Genomic DNA, 5,022 nt, shown 5'->3' with positions numbered 1-5,022 from the left:
GAAGATACAGGAATTACAAGAAGATTAGGTAATGATTTAGTAATAGTTCTTATTTTATTTGATTACACCTATTTTCTCAGTAACTTCTGGGTACAAAGAATAAACTATTTTCCTAACTTCCTTACTTACAATCAATTCTATTTTGTAAAAAACCTAATAGGTAATGATTTAGTTACGGAATTTAATTCATCGCTTTGCCTTATTTTTATTGTGTTTTAACTCACGATGCAAAGGTACAATTATTTTTTTAGCGAGCAAAAAAATATCAAATAAAGATCTGAACGGTAGGTTCAACTGCTAAGTGCATACAACAAAAAATAGGTAAATAAGTGTATCTTGCTAATCTTCTATTCATCACGAATTGCCTTATTTTACTTACACTTTCAAAAATATTTCTTATTTTTCTTCAAAATAATTTGTTTAATTGCCTTATTTTTCGTTACTTTGCTCTTAATTTAATAATAACACAATTGCGTATGGAATTGAAAGATATGAAAATCAAAACCTTCAAGGAGTTTTTAGAAGATAAAACTAATCCTGTGGTCTACTGTCTGCTCAGTTCCAATGGTAAAGACTTCTTAGCCAAAGAAAGCTACAAGGTAGAACTGCATCAATACAACTGCCAGCACGACACTTTTACTATTGAAACCCCTGAAGACTCTTTTGATGCTTTTAATGAGTACATTATGGAGCATTCCCGCGACCTACTTGGTCAGCCTCTTACTATTAAGTTCTACCAATACGGCGAAGTAGTACAGCACTTTTCAGGGATTATCACCAGAATTTATTGCAAACGACAAACAGGCGGTGGTTATGGCACACTCTATATCTCAGGCAATGCACCAAGTATTTTGTTAGATCAAGGCAAAGCCTGTCGTTCTTATGAACACAAAACCCTCAAGGAAATTATAGCCTCAGTAGGTGAAGGTTATGATAATTCTGCTCAGGTTGATAGCTCAGCAGGGGTAAACACTACAAGAGCATTGCCTTATACGGTGCAATACAACGAATCTGATTACGATTTTATATGTCGCTTAGCTAATTTGTATGGTGAATACTTTTATTATGATGGTAGTAAACTTATCTTTGGCAATAAACTTCAAGAGACGATAGACTTGGGGGAGAACTTAAATCTTATTGATGAGGACTTTACCTTAGAGATGAAGCCACAGGAGTTTGAATATATCGCTTACGATTTCCATAGGTCTGAAGTTTATAGAAAGGACGCTGAAAGTGCTTGTTGTGAGTACAAAAACAATCCTATACAGACGGATGCCAAAAATGCTTCTAAAAAGCTCTTCAAAAAGATACCACAAAAGTATCACTCAGCTACCTCATTAGAACAATCGGATATAGATTTAGAAGAAGTAGTGCGTCAGGAAAAAGATTTAAGGGAGCTATCACTTAAAGTAACAGGGCGTAGTCGCGACCCACGTCTGAGGATGAACACCTTCGCGTGTCTTACCGACATCAATGCACATGCGATGGAGACCTATAGAGTGATAAAAATATCGCACTACCACAGCGGTATGAACTATGAAAATAGTTTTGAGGCTATCCCGATGATGCGCACCCCTGCGGATTACAATGCCGAGGCTTTTCCCAAAGCAGAACAGCAACCTGCTATCGTTAAAGATAACAACGACCCTCAAGGAATGGGACGTGTACGGGTACAGTTCTTTTGGCAGAAAGGCGAACAACTGAGCCCGTGGATACGGATGATACAGCCTTATGCAGGTAGTGGTAAAGGTTTTTATTTTATCCCAGAGGTAGGCGAAGAGGTAATGGTAGATTTTGAGAATGGCAATGCTGAACGACCATTTGTATTGGGGGCGCATTATAACGGCGCGGCAAAGAGTGGGTATAACCCAACGACCAAAGCTATACATACGCAAAGTGGCACCAAAATACTCCTTAATGATGCAGAGGGGAGTGTGAGAATTGAGGATGCGAGCCGTAATATTTATGAGATGGACGGGCAAGGCAATATCAATCTTTATGCGCCGAATAACATCTGTATGAATGCAGGTAAAAACTTTGACCTGAGTGTGGGGAATAACCTCAACTTCACTGTAGGTGGACAAGCTACAATGCAAATATTACAGCAAATGATTATGGAGACTCCGCTACTCAGACAAATCGTAGCTGAATATGAGGCACGTTTAGGCAATGCCTTGCTCAGTTCCGACAACCTGATGAAGATAGAGGCAAAGGAAACAAATGTGGCAGGAGTAGAAAAACTCTTTATCCACTCAGATGAGTTGGCAACGGTAAACTCTAAGGGCTTGCTTGAGGTGAAAGGACAGCAAGGCACAAAGCATAGTAATAAAGCAGAAGAGTATGAAATAATAGAGACTCTCCCTGATACTTATGTTTTAGTGCATTTTAGAACTAAAAAAGATTGGAAAGGAGAATTTGGGTTTGATTGTTATAAAGAAAACAGCAATGTGAAAGGAATTAATGATACTGAGAAATATATAGATCTTATCGGAAAGTATTATAGTAAAACAGATGCTGAAATGCAAATAGAAAAACAAAACAATCCTTCTAACACTTATAGTTCATTTTTTATATCCAATCCCAATAGTTGGTATGTAAACAGAGGTGGTAATATAATAGAAAATTTCAAACTTGATGGAACCCAATATGGACATAGTGATGAATCACAAAATAAACTGAGAAAAGATTTTTCCCTTTTTAACTTTAAAATCAAGAATAAGAATGGTATTGAGCAAAATTTTACTCATTACAAGTCTTTTATTGCCTTATTTCCTAAAACAGAGAATTATGGAGTGAGTGAAGCTGAAATTGAGTTACAGATTAAATTTTTAAGTAAAGAAAAACCTGATTATTTAGTGTTTAAACTCAATGATGAGACAAAAGAACTAACTGCTGATCATTATTTTATAGGGATTGATAGATTAAAAATAGAGCGGCCTAAATCGGGTAAAAGAGAAACTATAAAAATTACTTGTAAGGCATTTCAAGTCATAGATAAAAATGGACAGGGAATAAAGTTTGACAAGGATATAGATATTAAAATATATGCCATTAAAGTAGATGAAAAAGGGAACAAAACAGAAAATTTAGCAGGCTGCATTACAATGATTGCACCTATTGTAAAAACTATCAATATACTTCCTGTTTATATAAAAACTATAATGAGAGATTATATTATTAGTAAAGATAATAATTTTAATTTCTTAAAAAAAGCTTTAGGACAGGCGTTGATCAAAGTAAATTTACTTGAAAAAGACCCTAACAGTGCTCAAGGAGAGTCTTTCTGTTTAAATTTACCTGCGCCTTATCCTTTTACAATTGTCTCTAAAACAATAACAGATAATAATGGATTGGATAATTTTGTCAAAAATGAATTTGAACGTAAATATTCTACTGTTTATACAAATTATTTTAAATTGTATTTTCTTGATCTTGAATATAAGGAACCTAATACTGAAGGAGCAGGAGGTTATTTTGATTCAGTATCTAAATGTGTAATGTTATTTAATGGGCACCAAAAGGAAACCATTGCACACGAGTGTTTACACGCTTTAGGATTGCCACATTCATTCTACTACCCATCAGAAATATATAAATCAAGGATGGAAGAAAAAATAAGAGATAAGAACTTTTTTGTATTCAAAGCAATGGAAACAAACAACATAATGGACTATTCACATCTGGGAGTAAACCCTGTTACAAAAAATCGAATAGACTCGCCAAAAGAGCGTTATCTTACGTGGCATTGGCAATGGTTAATAGTACGAGAAAGTACATTATTGGAATAAAAAATGATATTATGAGAATATTTATAAGCTTAATAATCATCACTCTATTTTTACAATGTAAAAATGCGCAAAGATATAGCATTGAAGTTAAAAACTCTTTAAAAGATACAATTATGTTTAAACGATTTGATTTTGAATTATACAAAAGAAACTATGAAGGTTATAAAGAAGATCCAACACGTCCCCCATTTTATATATTAGCAGATGGGAGTGCTTTTGAATCATTTGTAGGGGGAGATGATATATATTATCTTGTGATACCTCCTAAGCCTTCCTACCATTATTATATGTATTTTTATTACCCCAACGGAAGACTAAAAGAATATGGAGCTTTTGCAGGACTTAGAAGTACTGTAAAAATAGGTGTTTGGAGACAATATGATGCTATAGGAGATGAAACACAGGTAGATGAAGAAGCAAAATTTGAGAAATGGTCTTTTAATAAGGTTTTAGAGGTATTAGAAAAAGATGGAGTTATCAATTTGCGAACGGGAAAACATAGAGAAGCAAATGAATTAGACTTTGATTTTGATGAAAAAGAAAAAAAATGGACAGTGGCAGTTGTTAAAGAAGTAATAGATGTTTTTATTGATGTTTATTATGAATATATCTTTGATTGTGTAGCTGGGACATATACTCGAGAAGAATATGAACGCTATAATAATAAAGCAATAGATCTTTCTGGGTTACCTCAATTAAAGAATAGTAAAGAGAATAAAGATAGAGCAATAAAAAAGTGAAATAATTTTTATTAGTTATGCCACAAATCATCACTGATACTGCAGAACTCAGTTGCAATCAAGGTACTGCAACAAGTAAACTCAATGTTACAAGTCAAGATTTTGTAACTATTGAGGGTAAAGCTATGGCTACAGAGGAGGACAAGCAAGCGAATTCCAATATACAGCCTTTTAAGCAATGTAAACTAAAACCTTCTTCTGGTGGTTATTTACCTTGTGTGCCTGCTCCCATTAAATGGGAAGATACCACAGAGAAGGACTCTATCAACGGGCAAAAAATACTTACAGAAAACTCCTATTGTATGTGCTCAGTAGGCGGTAAAATTACCATAAAAGATAAAGGACATAACGAAAATCACAATGTGGAATAAGTCTAATCGCCACGACTTCGGAGTGCGTTTTAAGCTCCCTGCAAGGGCAAGTTGTTTTGAGTGCCTAAACGCCTAATGCGTGCCTCAAAACACAACTTGCTCTGTTCCGGTGAACAGAAAATT

4 protein-coding genes are annotated in these 5,022 nt (G+C 34.6%); all 4 read left to right on the top strand.

The window, feature by feature from the left end; translation table 11 throughout:
- Positions 1–219, top strand: a 219-nt coding sequence (locus tag Q0162_RS02245; RefSeq protein WP_297888456.1) for a hypothetical protein, incomplete at its 5' end; no start/stop codon positions are given.
- 257 nt (positions 220–476) lie between these two features.
- Complete coding sequence (locus Q0162_RS02240; RefSeq protein ID WP_297888453.1) at positions 477–3,788, top strand: phage baseplate assembly protein V; 3,312 nt, start codon at positions 477–479, stop codon at positions 3,786–3,788.
- A gap of 11 nt (positions 3,789–3,799) precedes the next feature.
- On the top strand, positions 3,800–4,528 hold the full coding sequence (locus Q0162_RS02235) for a hypothetical protein (RefSeq protein ID WP_232212933.1): 729 nt from the start codon (positions 3,800–3,802) through the stop codon (positions 4,526–4,528).
- Between the two features lie 17 nt (positions 4,529–4,545).
- Positions 4,546–4,899, top strand: a complete 354-nt coding sequence (locus tag Q0162_RS02230) for a DUF4280 domain-containing protein (RefSeq protein ID WP_009413689.1) — start codon at positions 4,546–4,548, stop codon at positions 4,897–4,899.
- The last annotated feature ends 123 nt before the right edge of the window (positions 4,900–5,022 follow it).

It is taken from the genome of uncultured Capnocytophaga sp. (assembly GCF_937936315.1).
Taxonomy (GTDB): domain Bacteria; phylum Bacteroidota; class Bacteroidia; order Flavobacteriales; family Flavobacteriaceae; genus Capnocytophaga.
Note: the sequence above shows the minus strand (reverse complement) of the source record. Positions and strands in the feature narration are given on the sequence as shown.

Bases quoted from the DNA above. Each gene is read 5' to 3' on its own strand.
- Q0162_RS02240 (WP_297888453.1), top strand. From the start codon at position 477: ATGGAATTGAAAGATATGAAAATCAAAACCTTCAAGGAGTTTTTAGAA.
- Q0162_RS02235 (WP_232212933.1), top strand. From the start codon at position 3,800: ATGAGAATATTTATAAGCTTAATAATCATCACTCTATTTTTACAATGT.
- Q0162_RS02230 (WP_009413689.1), top strand. From the start codon at position 4,546: ATGCCACAAATCATCACTGATACTGCAGAACTCAGTTGCAATCAAGGT.